The following is a 16,902-nucleotide window of genomic DNA, read 5'->3' on the forward strand; positions in this document are numbered from 1 at the left end:
ACAAAAAAACAGCGAACACCGACTGTTCACTGTTTATAGACTGTTGACACTTTAACGGGTCAGCAGTCTTTTTATATGATTCGTTAATGTATACGACATTATTTATCATATTCATACAATTTATACTGTTCAATCATTTGAATAATTTTACTGGCGTAATTCGGGTCTGTTGCATAACCACCACTGACTAATCCAATAGCGGCATCGTGATAATTTTTAGCAATAATCACGTCACGATACAATTGATTATTCCAATTCGTTCCGTTATATAACAATTGCCCGTGCGCCACAATAGAGGCATCCCACGAAGGATAGACAACAAAATAATCTTTTATTTCAACATATTGGCCATTCAAAAATTCTAACGTAGGCAATAACACGCCATTTTCTGCATTACCTTTTACACCAAATAAATTGTAATATTCTGATGCCAAGCCACTCGTTCCAAAATTAGACTCTAGCGCCGCTTGAGCCATGGTAATGCTGGCAAACACACCATAATCGCGTTGATTTTGTTGAGAAGCAGCACGAATTTTATCAAAAAATGCAAGTCGTTGACTTTCTGGAATTTGAGCAACAGTTGTATTGGACGCATCATCTGTATTTTGCTGACTTTTCACAATCATCAAAAGCGCAAAAACAAATCCTACCAATACAATCATAAAAAACAAGCCACTATGTTGTACCGTACGAACAAGTTTTTTCTTCGTTTTTTTCTTCATTTTCATTTCCTACAATATTTTTATACTTTATGTTACAATGTTAGTAATTATTATAACACATTTGGAGGACGCATGATAAAACTGATTGTATCGGATATGGACGGAACACTTATCGGGAAGGACATGCTCATTTCTCAAAAAAATAAAGACGCTATTGCGTACGCCACTGACAAAGGTATCCCCTTTGCGATTGCAACTGGTCGACATTTAAATGAAGCTGCTAGCGTATTGGATAGCGCGAATATTTCTTGTCCACTCATTACGGCAAACGGTGCGGCGGTTTATGATACCAATAGACAATTAACAGATGTATTTGCCCTTTCTCAGCAAGTGTCCAAAAGCATTTTAACAATCGCTCGACAATTCGAAGACGAACTCGCCATTGAAATCACGACTGTTCAAAGTGTCACAACCGATAATAGAGAAAAACGCCAATTCATGTTACAACGCTTTGCAAAAAGTCATTTGCCCGGCGCAACACAAGAAACCATTCAAGAAGCCGTAAACAATTTAATGGATACATTACACATTGAATTTGTTGACAGTCTTGAAAATCTCATCGCACAATCAGATGACCGTACCATTTTAAAATTTTTCATGACAACATTAACGGATGAGTCCGTTTTAATAAAACTAAAGCAAGCTCTTTCATCTATTGATAATGTCGTCATTACATCCAGTCATCCAACAAACATTGAAATTACGTCTATTGACGCTACTAAAGGTCACGCCGTTAGCGCATTGGCAGCACAAATAAGCGTTCCATTGGAAAATATTATGGCATTAGGCGATAATATGAATGATTTGTCGATAATAGAAAGTGTTGGGTATGGCGTGGCAATGGACAATGCTGTACAACACATCAAAGACGTCGCAAAATACACAACATTATCAAACGTAGACGATGGTGTAGCGCATGCCATTTATCACTTTGTGAAATAAGGAGAAATCATGTCAGCAAAACGAACACTCAAAAAAATAAACGCTCTATTTACGCAACTAAGCTGGTTGTACTTAATCATTATTAGTTTATTTGTATTACTCATTATTCAAGTTTATATCGGTACGATTCAGCCGAACAATCGTATCAACTCTCAACAAAAACAACAACTTAGTCAACTTGAAATGAGCCTACAACAGCAACAACAAACCATCGAAAGCATGCAAAAAGAAATTGATGCCTTAAAAAAGAGATAGCCAAAAATGAACGCCCCCAAAATTAGACTCAAATCTAACTTTGGGGGATGCTCAAACGGTTATCTCTTTTTAAATATAAACGCTGAAAAAACGTAATTGGCAATCAAGACAATGACGTTAATACCGATTTTAGAAATGGTTGCATCGCTGTGTAATGTGTCCACTAAAAAACTAACACCAAATAATTCTAATAAAAGCGTACTTAATCGCGCGCCAATAAATTTTCCCATTTCTTGTAAAATTGGTATAAAGCCTGTCGTTTTCGATTCAAAAACAAACCGCGCATTGACAACATACGCAAATAATACCGCACACGAAATTGACGTTAAGTTAGCAGGAAAAACTTCCCAACCGATCATTTTATGCAACACATAAAAAATGCCGAAGTTTACTAGTGTGGACAAAACACCAAAAAATATATATTTGACTACCGCATTGCCATATAACGATACAATCAATTGCTTTATATTTTTATTTTTCAAAAACGTGTGAATAATGTCTTTTAATTCTTTCATACTAATCCTTCAATAAAAAAGTGCCTTAAAAAAGGCACTTGCAATGATTATTTAGTTTCACGGTGTAACGTACGCTTACGTAATTTTGGACAATATTTCATCACTTCAATACGTTCTGGGTTGTTACGTTTGTTTTTAGTGGTGATGTAGTTACGTTCACCTGATTCTGTACATTCTAATGTAATGTTTACGCGCATCTTCTTCCCTCCAAACATTCTAACTATTGAAGATATTTCTTCAGACTTGACCATTATAGCATTTCATCTATTGAAAATCTACAATTTTTTTACATAATATTTTTTAATTTTTAATTATCGCATAACGCATCGCCGTCAAGTAGGCGGAGAAACGTTTTATTGCTGATTCATTTGACGAATTAACTCTTCGATTCGATTTCCGTAATCAACAGATTCATCACGTTTAAAAGTCAATTCAGGAATTTTGTAAATGGATAAGCGATTGCCTAACTCTTTACGTACAATTCCTTTAGCTTTATCTAGTCCTGTTTGCTCTGCTTGTCTAGCACTTGCCAGTTCAGACAAACTACTATAATAAATTGTCGCTTGTTGTAAGTCACCTGTTAAAGATACACCTGTAATGGTGACCCCTTCAACACGCGGATCTTTTACAACCGTTCTTAAAATTTCTGTTACATCACGGAAAATTTCTTGTTGCACTCGTTCTACTCTAAAGTTTGCCATCTATTTTCCTCCTGACTAACGTTTAATTTCAACCATCACGTATGGCTCAATCACATCGTCCACTTCAATATCGTTGAAGTTTTCAATCATTAAACCACACTCAAATCCAAGTTTCACTTCTTTAACATCGTCTTTAAAACGTTTCAAGCTTGCTAATTCACCGTCAAAAATAACGATACTGTCACGAATGACACGTACTTTACAGTTACGTTCAATATGACCTGAAACAACATACGCCCCGGCAATTGTTCCGACTTTAGACACTTTATACGTTTCACGAACTAACACTTCACCGATTACTTTTTCTTCGTATTCAGGATCTAACAACCCTTTCATCGCCGTTTCAATTTCTTCAATCACACGATAAATGATGTTGTGTAAACGAATATCCACTTGTTCTGCTTCTGCTTGTACTTTTGCTTGTGGTGTCGGGCGCACATTAAAACCAACTAAAATCGCATTACTTGCTGCGGCTAATGTCACATCACTTTCGTTAATCGCTCCAACTGCAGAGTGCACAATACGAACACGTACACCTTCAACTTCAATTTTTTGTAAACTTGAAGCCAAGGCTTCTGCTGAACCTTGTACATCGGCTTTAATGATGACGTTAACATCTTTTAATTCGCCCTCTTTTAATGATGCGAATAAATTGTCTAATGTCACACGTTGACGTAAATTACGTTGCTCAACTTGTGCGTTTTTAGCACGTTGTTCACCAGCTGCACGAGCTGTTTTCTCATCTTCAAACACTACAAAGCGATCTCCGGCTTGTGGTGCTTCATTCAAACCAGTAATTTCTACTGGTGATGATGGATTAGCATTTTTCACGCGACGTCCGTGGTCATTGACCATTGTCCGTACACGTCCAAACGTATTTCCGACAACAATCGGGTCTCCGACATGTAATGTTCCGTGTTGTACTAATAACGTTGCAATAGCACCACGACTTGGATCTAAACGCGCTTCAATAACGGTACCTAACGCTAAACGATCTGGACTTGCTTTCAACTCTTGGATTTCTGCCACTAAAAGAATCATTTCTAACAATTCTTCGATGTTTTGACCAAATTTAGCTGAAATTTCAACGAATGGAACGTCTCCACCCCAAGATTCTGCAATAACGCCGTGTTCAGATAACTCTTGCATCACACGTTGTGGGTTTGCTGCTGGTTTGTCAATTTTATTCACCGCTACAATAATTGGTAAGTCTGCTGCTTTAGCGTGGTTAATCGCTTCAATTGTTTGTGGCATCACACCATCATCTGCGGCAACAACAATAATGGTAATATCCGTTACGTCTGCACCACGAGCACGCATTGCTGAGAAGGCCGCATGCCCCGGAGTATCCAAGAACGTTACCGGTTTGCCGTTTACATCGACTTGATAAGCACCGATATGTTGCGTAATACCACCTGCTTCTGTATCAATAACAGAAGATTTACGTAAGTAGTCTAATAGCGTTGTTTTACCGTGGTCAACGTGACCCATAATCGTAACAACTGGTGCACGTTCAATTAATGTTGATTCATCAATTTCAGCATCAAAGAAACTATCTAAGTCTGTATTATCGACAACTACTTTTGCTTCTGCTTCAATACCGTAGTCTGCGGCTAACAATTCAATGGCATCTGCACTTAATCCTTGGTTTAATGTTGCCATAACTCCCATCATAAATAATTTTTTAATAATTTCTGACGGTTCACGATAAATACGTTTTGAAATTTCCGCAACTGTCATACCATCTGTATACACTAACACTTCTGGTAATTCACGGAATTTACGTTGTGGCAATTCTTTTTTCGTTTCAACTTTTTTAGCTGGGCGTTTTTTACCATTTCGAACGCGATCATCTCCATAACGGTCGTCTTGGCGACGGTCATTACGACGATTATTATTCTTTTTACTGTAATCATTATCACGATTTGGTGATTTTGGTTTATCTTGGAAACGACGTGATTGTGGTTTACGCGTATCTACTACCGGCACATCGCCACTAACACGTGATTGACGTGGTTGACTAGGACGTGATTGTGGTCTCACATCATCACTGTCTTTATCAAACGCATTGAATTGCGGACGTGGCCCACGCGCTTGTCCACCTTGACGATTGTCTCGTTGTTGGTATCCACCTTGACGGTTGCCTCCTTCGCCTTGTTGACGATTACCTTGGTATCCGCCTTGGCGATTGTCTCGTTGTTGGTACCCACCTTGACGGTTACCTCCTTCGCCTTGTTGACGATTACCTTGGTATCCGCCTTGGCGATTGTCTCGTTGTTGGTACCCACCTTGGCGATTACCCCCTTCACCTTGTTGACGATTACCTTGGTATCCGCCTTGGCGATTGTCTCGTTGTTGGTACCCACCTTGACGGTTACCACCTTCACCTTGTTGACGGTTGCCTTGGTATCCACCTTGACGATTGTCTCGTTGTTGGTACCCACCTTGGCGGTTACCTCCTTCGCCTTGTTGACGATTACCTTGGTATCCGCCTTGGCGATTATCTCGTTGTTGGTACCCACCTTGACGGTTACCACCTTCACCTTGTTGACGATTATTTTGGTATCCGCCTTGACGATTGTCTCGTTGTTGGTACCCACCTTGACGGTTATCCGTTGCTCCATTTGGACGCGGACGATTGTCTTTGGCTTGAGATTGTTGCGCCTTAACAACCATCGGATTTTTATCTTTATGCACGACTGTCGGCGCTACCTTTTGTGCTGGCTTGGATAATTTTTCGATATCCGCATCACTCATTGTTGACATATGACTTTGAAACGAAATGCCCAACGATTTGGCACGTTCCATCACTTCTTTACTCGTCAATCCTTTTTCTTTGGCAAATTCATAAACGCGTTTTTTACTCATCCAATACCTCCTTTTTCATTTTCATCTATTGTGTTAATATGTGCTAATTTTTTAAAACTATTGGCAAAGCCATTGTCCGTAAACGCCAAAATAGAGCGTTTTTTTCCAATCGCTTGGCTCATTTCAATTGTCGTGAATTGCTCAATACAATCCACTTTATAATAATGACATTTATCCGTCATTTTCTTTTTCGTATTCTCACTTAAATCATTGGCGATAACGACTAATTTCGCTTTATTTTTCTTCACTTCTGATAACACCGTTTCTTCACCAGAAACCAGCATCCCAGCACGCGTCGCCAAACCAAATAAATTTAACTGCTTTTGACTATTCAACATACTCCAATAAACTCCTTGCTTTTTTATGTTCTAAATAAGCAAACAATTCATCGTAAAACGCTTCGTCAATTTTAACGTCTAATTGACGCTCAAATACATTTGATTTTTTCGCTTTTTCAACCAAACTTGGATTGAGTGAAATATAAGCACCACGACCATTCAATCGTCCCGTTGCATCAATCACTACCGTTCCATCTGGCTGTCTAACAATGCGTGTCAACTCTTTTTTCGGAAACATCTCTCCAGATACCACGCATTTACGCATCGGTATTTTTCTTGTTTTCATCTTATTCCTCTGTTGCTGTTTCTTCTAACGCTAATTCTTCAATCGAAAACGTTTCTTCTTCAACTGTTGGGTTTTCTAATGCATACAAATAGTCTTCGTATGCTGATTCAGATTTAATATCAATTTTTTTACCCGTTAAACGTGCCGCTAAACGTACATTTTGTCCACGTTTTCCAATCGCTAATGATAATTGAGAATCTGGTACAACAACAATACAGCTTGTTTGTTCTTCATCCAAGAAAATAACATCGCTCACTTGCGCAGGATTTAATGCGTTGGCAATATATATTGCTGGATCACTATTATAAGAGACAATATCCATATTTTCGCCACCCAATTCGTCTACAATCGCCTGCACACGTTGACCCTTAGGTCCAACACAGGTCCCTACTGGATCAATATACGGATCACTTGTTTTAACCGCAACTTTTGAACGATCCCCTGCTTCACGTGAAATTGAAACAATCTCTACAACACCGTCATAAATTTCAGGAACTTCTTGTTCAAATAAACGTTTCACCAAATCCGGATGTGAACGACTAACGAACACTTGAGGGCCTTTTGTCGTGTTTTCCACTTTAGACACATACACTTTAATGCGGTCGTGTGATTCGTACGTTTCATTTGGCATTTGATCTTGTTTCGATAATACTGCTTCAATTTTTCCAAGATTCACATAAATGTAACGTGCATCCGAACGTTCAACAATCCCTGTCAAAATATCGGATTCATATTGAATATATTCGTTATAAATAATTTCACGTTCCACTTCACGAATACGTTGCATAATGACTTGTTTAGCCGTTTGTGCAGCAATACGTCCAAAGTCTTTTGGTGTTACTTCGTAACGAATTTTATCACCAACTTCATACGCTTTATTTTTTTGTAACGCATCTTCTAAACTCACTTCAAGCGTTGAATCAAATACGTATTCAACAACTTCTTTAACCGCATAAACGTGAATGTTACCTTTCTTTTGATCAAATGTAACTTCTACATTTTGCGCTTGGCCATAATGACGCTTATAAGCAGACACTAACGCCAATTCTAATGCTTCAATAACAATTTCTCTTGAAATGCCTTTTTCAGTTTCTAAAACATCTAAGGCACGTAGCATTTCTTTACTCATGATTGACTCCTTGGTTTTCTATTAAAATTCAATAGCTAATCGTAATTTTGCAACTGACTCACGTGGAATAACGACTTGCTTACGACGCGTTTTGTCTTTTACAGACAACGTTAATTGATTATTTTCAAATGATTCTAAAAAACCTTCAATGAATTTTTGTCCATCTCGTGCTTGATAGAATGATGCATGAATATATTTGCCAATTGCTTGCTCAATATCCTTTTCCGTTTTCAATGGACGTTCCGCACCCGGTGACGACACTTCTAAAAAGTACGCTTGCGGAATAGGATCCGGGTTCATGCTATCCAATCGTTCACTTAATCGCTCACTAATTAATGCACAATCATCAAGATCAATACCCTCTGGTTTGTCCGCAAAAATACGTAAAAACCAAGATTGCCCCTCTTTGACAAATTCTACATCGACTAACTCAAATGTGTTCTCAGTGTTGATGTCATGAAATAATTGTGTTACCAATTCAACTACTTTACTCATCTTACCTCCTACCGTATCATACGATAAAACAAAGGAGTAAACAGCCGTTTACTCCTTTCCATCATTTTTATACTACTATAATAGCATACAAATCGCGCTAAATCAATTGATATAGCCACTTTTTTGTGCAATTTCACGCATAAAACCATGCATTTTACGACACTTTGTCGTAAAACACGACAATTAATCTAATTTACTGACTAAACTGCCTTTTTACGATGATACATGCTTATCGTTTTATCCGTTTGCAACTGACTCAACTGCTCAGCGTAAAACGTCATACAATTGACAATAAACAGACATTAGTCATCTTGACGAACACTTTGACCGATTTGTTGTTTTAAATAGGCATCAATGAAAATGGACAAGTCACCATCCATAACTTGTGACGTTTGCCCAACCGATACATTCGTTCGATGGTCTTTTACCATGGCATACGGATGAAAAACGTATGATCGAATTTGTGAACCCCAACCAATTTCTTTTTGTTCTCCACGAATAGCATTCATTTCATCCATGCGTGACGCTTCTTCCAATTGATACAACTTCGCTTGTAACATTTTCATCGCTTGATCGCGGTTTTGAAATTGTGAACGTTGCGATTGACTTTGCACAACAATACCTGTCGGAATATGCGTAATCCGAATAGCCGAAGACGTTTTATTAATGTGTTGCCCACCCGCACCACTTGCACGGAACGTATCAATGCGTAAATCATCTGCATTGATAGTCACTTCTAACTCGTCCGTAATTTCCGGCATCACATCAACCGACGCAAAGGACGTATGGCGTTTTTTTGCAGCATCAAATGGTGAAATGCGCACTAAACGATGCACACCACGTTCCGCTTTTAAGTAGCCATACGCATTGACGCCTTTAATCAGCAGCGTCACACTCTTAATCCCCGCTTCCTCACCATCTTGGTAATCTAACGTTTCTACACTAAATCCTTGTTTATCTGCCCAACGCATATACATCCGCAACAGCATGCTTCCCCAATCTTGCGATTCCGTCCCACCAGCTCCGGGATGTATTTCTAAAATGGCGTTATGTTTATCGTGTGGCCCATCAAGCAGCATATTTAATTCATATTGTGCCAATTTTTCATCCAACAATTCAATCATTTGAACCATATCATCTGCATACGATTCATCATACTCTTCTTTTAGCATGTCGTATAAATCTGACACATCCGATAAATCGGTTTGCAACTGTTGAAACGTATCAAAAACAAATTTGTGCTCATTGAGTTGGGCAATTGTTTTTTGTGCTTCCTCATTATTGTCCCAAAAATTAGGGTGCAACATATCATTTTCTAAAGACGCAATGGTCATCTCTAAATGTTCTAAGTCAAAGAGAGTGCCCAAACGTCACTAATTTTTGTGTTGCCGTCTCAATAAATTGTCTAACTTCTGCTAGTTCCATATTTTCCCTTTCTCTTTTACAGTATCACTCAAATACAAAGCACGTTTCAAAACTATTTTATAATGCTCTGTTACCTTTTAATTCTCATTAACATAAAATCGCATAAAACAATGTTTTACGCGATTTTATTTAGTCTTTATTACTCCACGTTACTACGTAAGTTGGCTTTTAACATAATACGAGACACTTCATATTCAATGGAATGAATCATTTCATTAAAGCGTTCAAAACCTTCTTTTTGATATTCTGTTAATGGATTAGTTTGTGCATACGAACGTAAACCAACGCCCGTACGTAAATGATCCATTTCATCAATATGCGTTGTCCATTCTTCATCAACTGAACGAATAATCAACAATTGTTGGAATTGTAACACATATTCAGGTGAACTTAACAATTGTACTTTTTCGTCGTAAACAGCCATTGCACGATTTAATAAATCCGCTTTAATTTGTTCTACTGTTTTACCTTCAAATTGCTCAACTGAAACAGTGTCAGGGTGTACGAGAACGGCACCTGCAAATTTCACTAAACCTGCTAAGTTCCAATTCTTTTTATCACCATTTGTATACGCATCAACTTCACGATCAATTGTTCGTGAAATCATACCTTTCACAACATCTTCTAAAGATTCTGTTTCTTGAATAACTTGTTGACGTTGTGCATAAATAATTTCACGTTGTTCACGCATGACTTCATCATACTCTAAAACGTTTTTACGCGCATCGTAGTTATTTCCTTCAACACGTTTTTGAGCAGACTCAACTTGTTTCGTAAACATTTTACTTTGAATCACTTCAACGTTGTCGCCATCGCCTTGAGCTAATTTTGCTAAAAACTCACGTGTGCGATCATTACCAAAACGTTTCATTAAGTCATCTTGTAACGATAAATAAAATTGGCTACCACCAACATCACCTTGACGACCAGAACGTCCACGTAACTGATTATCAATACGACGTGACTCATGACGTTCCGTACCAATAACGTATAAACCGCCTAATTCTTTAACGCCTTTACCTAATTTGATATCCGTTCCACGACCTGCCATGTTCGTTGCAATCGTTACCGCTCCGCGTTGACCAGCACTCATAATGATTTCTGCTTCTTTAGCATGATTTTTCGCATTTAACACTTCGTGCGGAACGCCCGCTTTTACAAGTAGGTTAGATAATAATTCTGACGTTTCAACCGCAACTGTACCAACTAAGATTGGTTGTCCTTTTTCATGACGTTCTTTAATATCTGCTACAACCGCTTTAAATTTACTTTCTAACGTTGGATATAGCACATCCGCTGCATCAATACGTTTAATCGGTTTATTCGTTGGAATTGACGTTACTTGCATATTGTAAATTTCACGCAATTCTTCCTCTTCTGTTTTCGCAGTACCTGTACATCCAGATAATTTTTTGTACATACGGAAGTAGTTCTGGAATGTAATGGTTGCCATTGTTTTAGATTCGTTTTGAACCTCAACACCCTCTTTTGCTTCAATGGCTTGGTGTAAACCTTCTGAATAACGACGACCTTCCATCATACGTCCAGTAAACGGATCAACAATCATAATCTCGCCTTCGTGAACAACATAGTCAATATCACGAATCATAATATAGTTGGCACGTAACGCCTGATCAATATGATGCACTAACAATGTATTATCTACAGAATACAAGTTGTCCGTATGGAAAACAGATTCTGCACGTGTAATACCTTCTTCTGTTAAAGATACCGATTTAGATTGAACATCAATTTCATAATCAACATCTTCTTTTAACCCTTTTACAAAAAAGTCAGCACGTAAATATAACGCGTTAGCACGTTCATCCGCACCACCGGAAATGATTAATGGTGTACGTGACTCATCAATTAAAATAGAGTCTACTTCATCGACAACGGCATAATTTAATTTGCGTTGTACCATTTGTTCTTTTTCAGTCACCATATTGTCGCGCAAGTAGTCAAAACCTAATTCACTATTTGTACTATATGTAATATCGCAAGCATATGCTTGTCGTTTTTCGTCTGATGACATACCACTCGTATTCAACCCAACCGTTAAGCCTAAAAAGTTATACAATTCACCCATCTCTTTAGCATCACGTGCAGATAAATACTCGTTTACCGTAATCACATGGACACCTTCACCAGAAAGTGCATTTAAATATACCGGCATTGTCGCTGTTAACGTTTTACCTTCACCAGTACGCATTTCAGCAACGTTACCCTCGTGTAACGTCACACCACCCATGACCTGTACTTTATACGGGAAAAGGCCTAGTACACGTTTTGCTGCTTCACGTACAACCGCAAACGCTTCAGGCAATAAATCATCTAGTGATGTTCCTGCTTGGTAACGTGATTTAAACGTTTCCGTCATACCGCTTAACTCAGCGTCAGATTTTTGAGCCATTGCATCTTCAAAACTTAACACTTTATCAGCAATTTTTTCTAAACGTTTCAATTCACGTTTTTCATTTTCAATAAATTTTTTCAATAAGTTTGCCATATATAAATTTTCCTCTACCTCAAAATTGTATAAAACATCATTGTTATCATATCATTTTTAGACTATTTTGAAAAGTAGTTAGTATATTAAAGCAATTTGAAGTAAATTATAGAATTAAGTTAGCCAGTGATACAAAAAAAGCATCTCATAGGATATACTTTTAATAACTACACAAAAAAGGTAACGAAAATAAACACGCATTGAACACTTATTTTCAGTACGCAATAACATACAAATCACTTTGTGACTTAAAACGAAAAGATAGTGACTTAACATCTGTTAAATCACTATCTTTATAAGTCATCAACCCTATTTGACATAGAACCAATTTTATTCAGACGCCTCTTCATCTGCGGTTTCGTCTTTATCAGTAGCGTCATCTTTTTTGAATAAGTTGACTAATTCGGATGGATCGATGAATTTAGCCAATCCTTTTCCCAACGTTTCAACTTGTTGTTTAATAAAATCTTCGTCTTTAATCGCCATGCTATACTCCTTTTTTCTTCAACTCATCAGCAAAAGCTACAATTTTTCGCAAACGATGATTCACACCCGATTTGGATACGGCACCACCGCTCAACATTTCTCCAATTTCAATTAAACTGGATTCTGGATTTTGCAAACGCAATTGGGCAACTTCTTGTAACTTTTCAGGCAACTCACTAAGCCCTACCGTACGATCAATATACTCAATCGCTTCAATTTGCTTGCTCGATGCGTTAATCACTTTACTCAAATTGGCATTTTCACAATTTACGATTCGATTGACGGAATTACGCATATCGCGCACAATTCGAACATCTTCAAACTTCATCATACCACCGAACGCACCAATCAAAACAAGAAAATCTGCAATTTTTTCCGCTTCTTTAATGTAGGTGATGTAGCCATTCCGTCGTTCAATAATTCGTGCATTCATCCCAAATTGATTCATCATTTCACAAATATCTTCATTATGATCTTCATAATTTGAATAAATTTCTAAATGATAACTACTCGTTTCCGGATTATTGACCGAACCACCCGCTAAAAACGCACCACGTAAATACGAACGCATTTTGTCTTTATTGTCTTTAATCTCGGATGACACGTGTGATCTAAAAAATAACCCATCCATAATACGCAAATCGTTCAACACTTCTGTTGTCCCACTTTTTAGACGTACAATATACACGTTATTTTTCTTTAATTTCATCTTTCTTCGCACCAGCAATTCACTTTCTACTGCGTAATGCTCTTTAAGTAACGAATACATTCGTCGTGCAATCGCCGCATTTTCCGTTTGGACGTTCAACACAAATTTTTGTTGTTGCAAAGTCACTGCCCCATTCATACGAATTAGCGCAGACAATTCTGCTTTGGCATGTTCTTTATGAACCGTCAACGTCGTTAATTCTTTTTTGATGTCCGCTGCGTATGACATGAAGCCCCTCCTTTACATTCTTGGACGATTTAATAATCCAATCAATTCTTCTACTACTTTTTTGCCGTCGTGGAAAGCACCATTATCACGCATTTCTAAAAAGTTTGTAGAAATAACATGGCACCCTTCTCCACGTAAACCATCAAAATTATGGCGGACTTGGAAAAGATACTCTTCACCTTTTTGTTGATTCAAATAATCATCGGGAACAGTAGCATTATTAACAAGTACCGTATCAATGCACATTGCTTTTAAGTGTCGATGTAGCACGCGTACATGATCGGCATCTGAAAATGATTCCGTCTCACCTAACTGTGTCATAATGTTACAAATGTAAACAACATGTGCTTTTGTATCTAATAACGCTTGCTTAACATTTGGAATCATCAAGTTTGGTAAAATACTTGTAAATAAACTCCCCGGCCCTAACACAATCATATCCGCATCCATAATGGCATCAATCACTTCCGGTCTTGCCGTGGCGTCTTCGATCCTATTGTTTCGATGGGTGACGTAAACTTCTTTAATGCGTTTACGGTGTTTTGCAATTTCAGATTCGCCAACCGCACTGGTGCCATCCATAAAATTGGCATGTAGCACTAACGGCTCATCAGAAGCAGCATACACTTTCCCATTGACACGCATAATGTTACTTAACGTTGTAATGGCATCGAAAATATTTCCTTTCATTTCCGTTAGTGCTGCAATAATTAAATTACCAATCGCATGCCCAGCAAAAAAGTTATCATCGGTATGAAAACGGTATTGAAAAATATCACGATAAATATCGGGTATATCCGACAAGGCAACTAAGCAGTTCCGTATATCTCCCGGTGGCACAATATTAATGTAATCACGCAATACACCACTGCTACCCCCGTCGTCTGCGACAGTTACAACCGCCGTTATATCAATAGGATAGTTCTTTAATTCATTGAGCAATACGGGAATCCCCGTACCACCACCTATAATGGTTACTTTTTTACGTCTCATGAGCGATTTACCGTCTCTTTTCGTTTATTGATGTCACGATGTGTCATTTGTACATCATATCCATCAGTTAATAGCGTTTTACCTAAACGTTCTGCTAATGCTACTGAACGATGCTGACCACCTGTACACCCAATGGCAATAACAATATTGGTTTTACCTTCTTTTTTGTATCCGGGTAAAGTAAATTGAATTAAATCTTTTAGTTTTTCAAAAAAGAGTTGTGTTTGCTCTTGCTCCATAACGTAGTCATAAACCGGTTTATCTAACCCTGTTTGAGGACGCAATTCACTGACATAATGCGGATTTGGTAAAAAACGAACATCCATGACAATATCACTTTCGATGGGTAATCCATATTTAAAACCAAACGACATGACATTCACTTGGAAAAGTTGGCTATCGGCAGCGCTAAACTCTGCAATAATGCGCTCACGCAACGTGCGTGGAGAAATTTCAGACGTATCAATGACACTTTGTGAACGTCTTTTTAAATCACTTAATAAAAAGCGCTCTTGAGCAATGGCTTGTGTCAAAGTGACACCACCTCGTGCTAGAGGGTGTTGTCGGCGCGTTTCTTTATAGCGAGAGACTAGTACACTATCGCTACTTTCTAAAAATAAAATGCGTGTATTGTCCACATCGTCTACTGTTTCAATCACTTCATTAAAAAACTCACGCGTACGAACATCAACTACCAACGCAATACGTTTAATGTTTCCGGTTTGTTTCACTAATTCCCAAAAACCCGTTAATAATCTAGGTGGCATATTATCGATACAAAAATATCCTAAATCTTCTAAACTTTGTACCGCTACTGTTTTACCAGCACCCGACATTCCCGAAACAATGACTAGTTCTATATTTTCCATAAACACACCTCTTTGCATGCACTTTCTTATAAACAAGAGTATCTAAAACCTACCAAAAAGTCAATTAAGCAACTACTTTTACAACAAACACTTTTAAATATTGTGTAGACGGTAATGTTTTAAGCGTTGTAAAATCGGTTGGCTGTTTAAATTCAGCGTTAATCGCATATTTTCGATTCAAACGGGTAAACGTTTCATCAATCATTCGCAACACATCATCTCGTTTCCAATTCGACGCATTTGTCGAAACGATAATTTCACCGCCTACATTCGTCAAATGAATGGCGTCTTCTAACAATTCTCCATAATTTTTTAATACGGAAAACGTTCGTTTTTTTGTACGCGCAAAACTTGGTGGATCTAAAACGACCATATCAAACATTTCACCTTTTTTACGTGCGTATTTAAAATAGTCAAATACATCCATGACATAAAAGGCGTGATTTTCTAACAACAAGGCATTGACATTAAATTGCTGGGTTGATAATTCAATACTTCGTTTTGCTACGTCCACACTTACCGTTTTTAACGCACCACCAAGTGCAGCTGCAACGGAAAACGCTGCGGTATAACTAAACGTATTGAGTACCGTTTTATTTTTTGCATGACGTCTAACGTAATCACGGACATCCCGTTGATCTAAAAAAACACCCGTCATTAACCCATCATTTAAATGAACGTTAAATCGACTTTCATTTTCTTGAATGATGAATTGTTCATTATTATCGCCAAATACATGATTAGTGTCATAAGGCGCTTGCTCAAATCGGCATTTTTCAAAAATGGAATAGCCACTCATCACTATTTTTAGCGCATCAAAAATGAATTGGCGATACGTAAAAATAGCTTGCGAATAAAAAGAAATGACGAGAGCGTGTTTATAAACATCAATCGTTAGACCACCTAAACCGTCACTTTCACCATTAAATAGACGAAACGCATCAATTTTTGACGATGCAAAAAACAATTGACGCTTTTGCTTGGCGTTTGTCAATAATCGTTCTAAAAATTTAGCATCTAGCGTTTCAGATGATTTTGTTGTAAACATCCAACCCACACCTTTATTTTGCTGACCCAATAGCGCTTTACCTAAAAAAGCTCCATTTTTTGCATCAACCACTTCAACGATTTCTCCAAACACAATATCTTTTGTATTTAAAATATCCCCCTCTATTAACAGTGGATTTCCTGATTTAACGTGTTGTACGGCACGTTGTTTTAATTTAATGGTTTTCATCATTTCCCTCTTTACTTTATGCGTGTCCAATTCATACAATTTATCACAATATAAAAAAAGGTGTTTACCTGCGTAAACACTAAATGTACAGCACATAGACTTTCTACTTAGAGCTGCTTACTTCCGTATCTGACCCGGTTCATAGAAATTCTATTGCCGTACATTTGAATTATATCAAACTTTTTATTTTTTGGC

Annotated in this window: 18 protein-coding genes and 1 other RNA gene; 2 read left to right on the forward strand and 17 right to left on the reverse strand. The window is 37.8% G+C overall.

What is annotated here, in order from left to right; genetic code table 11:
• Nucleotides 1-98: 98 nt before the first annotated feature.
• The gene (locus J7S27_05685) at nt 99-722 is read right to left on the reverse strand and encodes a glycoside hydrolase family 73 protein (protein ID QTU82761.1); all 624 of its coding nucleotides are present in this window, start codon (nt 720-722) and stop codon (nt 99-101) included.
• A 72-nt stretch (nt 723-794) separates the two neighbouring features.
• Between J7S27_05685 and J7S27_05690 the strand changes: the two genes are divergently transcribed.
• Together J7S27_05690 and J7S27_05695 are read left to right on the forward strand one after the other, a co-directional pair.
• Complete coding sequence (locus tag J7S27_05690) at nt 795-1,664, forward strand: HAD family phosphatase (GenBank protein ID QTU82762.1); 870 nt, start codon at nt 795-797, stop codon at nt 1,662-1,664.
• 9 nt (nt 1,665-1,673) lie between these two features.
• Nucleotides 1,674-1,919: a hypothetical protein gene (locus tag J7S27_05695; protein ID QTU82763.1), complete on the forward strand. Its 246-nt coding sequence runs from the start codon at nt 1,674-1,676 to the stop codon at nt 1,917-1,919.
• A gap of 59 nt (nt 1,920-1,978) precedes the next feature.
• Here J7S27_05695 and J7S27_05700 read toward each other — a convergent pair whose 3' ends face one another.
• The 16 genes from J7S27_05700 to ffs all read right to left on the reverse strand — a co-directional run bounded on the left by J7S27_05700 (nt 1,979) and on the right by ffs (nt 16,877).
• A complete protein-coding gene (locus J7S27_05700; GenBank protein ID QTU82764.1) occupies nt 1,979-2,434 on the reverse strand; it encodes a GtrA family protein in 456 nt (151 codons plus the stop codon).
• 47 nt (nt 2,435-2,481) lie between these two features.
• Nucleotides 2,482-2,631: a 50S ribosomal protein L33 gene (rpmG, locus tag J7S27_05705; protein QTU82765.1), complete on the reverse strand. Its 150-nt coding sequence runs from the start codon at nt 2,629-2,631 to the stop codon at nt 2,482-2,484.
• 156 nt (nt 2,632-2,787) lie between these two features.
• The gene (gene rbfA / locus J7S27_05710) at nt 2,788-3,135 is read right to left on the reverse strand and encodes a 30S ribosome-binding factor RbfA (GenBank protein QTU82766.1); all 348 of its coding nucleotides are present in this window, start codon (nt 3,133-3,135) and stop codon (nt 2,788-2,790) included.
• A 15-nt stretch (nt 3,136-3,150) separates the two neighbouring features.
• A complete protein-coding gene (gene infB, locus J7S27_05715) occupies nt 3,151-6,003 on the reverse strand; it encodes a translation initiation factor IF-2 (GenBank protein ID QTU82767.1) in 2,853 nt (950 codons plus the stop codon).
• Entirely contained in the window at nt 6,000-6,341 is a 342-nt protein-coding gene (locus J7S27_05720; GenBank protein QTU82768.1) for a YlxQ-related RNA-binding protein, read from the reverse strand. Before J7S27_05720 ends, infB begins: the two co-directional genes overlap by 4 nt.
• Entirely contained in the window at nt 6,331-6,627 is a 297-nt protein-coding gene (locus J7S27_05725) for a YlxR family protein (protein ID QTU82769.1), read from the reverse strand. Before J7S27_05725 ends, J7S27_05720 begins: the two co-directional genes overlap by 11 nt.
• 1 nt (nt 6,628) lies before the next feature.
• Entirely contained in the window at nt 6,629-7,756 is a 1,128-nt protein-coding gene (nusA, locus tag J7S27_05730; protein ID QTU82770.1) for a transcription termination/antitermination protein NusA, read from the reverse strand.
• A 21-nt stretch (nt 7,757-7,777) separates the two neighbouring features.
• Complete coding sequence (rimP, locus tag J7S27_05735) at nt 7,778-8,251, reverse strand: ribosome maturation factor RimP (GenBank protein ID QTU82771.1); 474 nt, start codon at nt 8,249-8,251, stop codon at nt 7,778-7,780.
• A gap of 302 nt (nt 8,252-8,553) precedes the next feature.
• A protein-coding gene (prfB, locus tag J7S27_05740) for a peptide chain release factor 2 (GenBank protein QTU82772.1) occupies nt 8,554-9,676 on the reverse strand; the annotation gives its coding sequence in 2 pieces (ribosomal slippage) (nt 8,554-9,603 and nt 9,605-9,676; 1,122 coding nt in all).
• 139 nt (nt 9,677-9,815) lie between these two features.
• A complete protein-coding gene (gene secA / locus J7S27_05745; protein ID QTU82773.1) occupies nt 9,816-12,185 on the reverse strand; it encodes a preprotein translocase subunit SecA in 2,370 nt (789 codons plus the stop codon).
• Between the two features lie 330 nt (nt 12,186-12,515).
• Nucleotides 12,516-12,671 carry a hypothetical protein gene (locus J7S27_05750; protein ID QTU82774.1) on the reverse strand — a complete coding sequence of 52 codons (156 nt, stop codon included), beginning with the start codon at nt 12,669-12,671 and terminating at the stop codon, nt 12,516-12,518.
• A 1-nt stretch (nt 12,672) separates the two neighbouring features.
• Nucleotides 12,673-13,608 carry a DNA-binding protein WhiA gene (gene whiA / locus J7S27_05755; GenBank protein QTU82775.1) on the reverse strand — a complete coding sequence of 312 codons (936 nt, stop codon included), beginning with the start codon at nt 13,606-13,608 and terminating at the stop codon, nt 12,673-12,675.
• Between the two features lie 12 nt (nt 13,609-13,620).
• On the reverse strand, nt 13,621-14,601 hold the full coding sequence (locus J7S27_05760; protein QTU82776.1) for a YvcK family protein: 981 nt from the start codon (nt 14,599-14,601) through the stop codon (nt 13,621-13,623).
• Complete coding sequence (gene rapZ / locus J7S27_05765) at nt 14,598-15,488, reverse strand: RNase adapter RapZ (GenBank protein QTU82777.1); 891 nt, start codon at nt 15,486-15,488, stop codon at nt 14,598-14,600. Before rapZ ends, J7S27_05760 begins: the two co-directional genes overlap by 4 nt.
• A gap of 46 nt (nt 15,489-15,534) precedes the next feature.
• On the reverse strand, nt 15,535-16,707 hold the full coding sequence (locus J7S27_05770) for a class I SAM-dependent rRNA methyltransferase (GenBank protein QTU82778.1): 1,173 nt from the start codon (nt 16,705-16,707) through the stop codon (nt 15,535-15,537).
• Between the two features lie 74 nt (nt 16,708-16,781).
• Nucleotides 16,782-16,877, reverse strand: an RNA gene (gene ffs / locus J7S27_05775) — signal recognition particle sRNA small type.
• Nucleotides 16,878-16,902 lie beyond the last annotated feature (25 nt).

This window comes from Carnobacteriaceae bacterium zg-C25, assembly GCA_017945845.1.
Classification (GTDB): Bacteria; Bacillota; Bacilli; order Lactobacillales; family Aerococcaceae; genus WM01.

Excerpts from the sequence above, each read along its gene's own strand:
- J7S27_05685 (QTU82761.1), bottom strand. The coding sequence starts at position 722 with ATGAAGAAAAAAACGAAGAAAAAACTTGTTCGTACGGTACAACATAGT.
- J7S27_05690 (QTU82762.1), top strand. The coding sequence starts at position 795 with ATGATAAAACTGATTGTATCGGATATGGACGGAACACTTATCGGGAAG.
- J7S27_05695 (QTU82763.1), top strand. The coding sequence starts at position 1,674 with ATGTCAGCAAAACGAACACTCAAAAAAATAAACGCTCTATTTACGCAA.
- J7S27_05700 (QTU82764.1), bottom strand. The coding sequence starts at position 2,434 with ATGAAAGAATTAAAAGACATTATTCACACGTTTTTGAAAAATAAAAAT.
- rpmG (QTU82765.1), bottom strand. The coding sequence starts at position 2,631 with ATGCGCGTAAACATTACATTAGAATGTACAGAATCAGGTGAACGTAAC.
- rbfA (QTU82766.1), bottom strand. The coding sequence starts at position 3,135 with ATGGCAAACTTTAGAGTAGAACGAGTGCAACAAGAAATTTTCCGTGAT.
- infB (QTU82767.1), bottom strand. The coding sequence starts at position 6,003 with ATGAGTAAAAAACGCGTTTATGAATTTGCCAAAGAAAAAGGATTGACG.
- J7S27_05720 (QTU82768.1), bottom strand. The coding sequence starts at position 6,341 with ATGTTGAATAGTCAAAAGCAGTTAAATTTATTTGGTTTGGCGACGCGT.
- J7S27_05725 (QTU82769.1), bottom strand. The coding sequence starts at position 6,627 with ATGAAAACAAGAAAAATACCGATGCGTAAATGCGTGGTATCTGGAGAG.
- nusA (QTU82770.1), bottom strand. The coding sequence starts at position 7,756 with ATGAGTAAAGAAATGCTACGTGCCTTAGATGTTTTAGAAACTGAAAAA.
- rimP (QTU82771.1), bottom strand. The coding sequence starts at position 8,251 with ATGAGTAAAGTAGTTGAATTGGTAACACAATTATTTCATGACATCAAC.
- secA (QTU82773.1), bottom strand. The coding sequence starts at position 12,185 with ATGGCAAACTTATTGAAAAAATTTATTGAAAATGAAAAACGTGAATTG.
- J7S27_05750 (QTU82774.1), bottom strand. The coding sequence starts at position 12,671 with ATGGCGATTAAAGACGAAGATTTTATTAAACAACAAGTTGAAACGTTG.
- whiA (QTU82775.1), bottom strand. The coding sequence starts at position 13,608 with ATGTCATACGCAGCGGACATCAAAAAAGAATTAACGACGTTGACGGTT.
- J7S27_05760 (QTU82776.1), bottom strand. The coding sequence starts at position 14,601 with ATGAGACGTAAAAAAGTAACCATTATAGGTGGTGGTACGGGGATTCCC.
- rapZ (QTU82777.1), bottom strand. The coding sequence starts at position 15,488 with ATGCAAAGAGGTGTGTTTATGGAAAATATAGAACTAGTCATTGTTTCG.
- J7S27_05770 (QTU82778.1), bottom strand. The coding sequence starts at position 16,707 with ATGAAAACCATTAAATTAAAACAACGTGCCGTACAACACGTTAAATCA.